The organism is Psychrobacter sp. 1U2, from assembly GCF_051847575.1.
In genome coordinates, this window is the sequence record NZ_JBPYDC010001108.1 from 1 (window position 1) to 704 (window position 704).

A 704-nucleotide genomic window follows, 5' to 3' on the forward strand; every position below is an offset into this window, starting at 1 on the left:
TTTTAGATTTGTCTTATGGTGCAGCCAAACGTTTGGGTATTACCAGTAAAGGTGTTGGTAATGTATCAATTGAACGTGTTTCAGGTCCATAGTTTTAAGATCGATACCTATAAGATTGCATTAGGTCTGTAAACGATTTTAGAATTTAGATGTATGGAAATTAGCAGTGTGAAAAGTGATTAAAATACAAAAAAGTGTCAAGCTTGTATAAGTTTGACACTTTTTTTATGACTGCTTTTTTAGCAGTTATGTTATTGACACATTGTCTTATTGACGTAGTTAATAAATTTCAAACGCCCTTTCTATTGCATCATCTAGGCGCTCTACAGCATGTACGACAATACCTTTAAACTGCGGTGAATCACTAGCAGGTGCATTTGATTTTGGAATAATGGCATGAGTAAAACCATGCTTCATAGCTTCTTTTAAGCGCTCTTGTCCGTTTGGTACAGGACGAATCTCTCCTGACAAACCTACCTCACCAAACACCGCCAATGATGAGGGTAATGGTTTTTCTCTAATACTGGATGCACAAGCCAATAGTACTGCCAAATCAGAGCCCGTTTCTATTACTTTGACGCCGCCAACTACATTGACATAAACGTCTTGTCCACTAGTATGGATACCGCCAACGGCCTCATAATCATCCAAAAACTGCTGACGATAAGTGAGTAGCTCTTCCTCAGTGACACCCCCTTGACCAT

1 protein-coding gene and 1 pseudogene are annotated in these 704 nt (G+C 38.9%); one reads left to right on the plus strand and one right to left on the minus strand.

Features of this window, described 5'->3' with window-relative positions; translation table 11 throughout:
* Window positions 1-92, plus strand: a pseudogene (locus ACS8FD_RS20645) (septal ring lytic transglycosylase RlpA family protein); the annotation flags it as partial.
* A 187-nt stretch (window positions 93-279) separates the two neighbouring features.
* On the opposite strand, the gene ACS8FD_RS20650 reads toward ACS8FD_RS20645, so the two are convergent.
* On the minus strand, window positions 280-704 hold a 425-nt coding region (locus ACS8FD_RS20650), incomplete at its 5' end, for a magnesium chelatase domain-containing protein (RefSeq protein ID WP_439277243.1).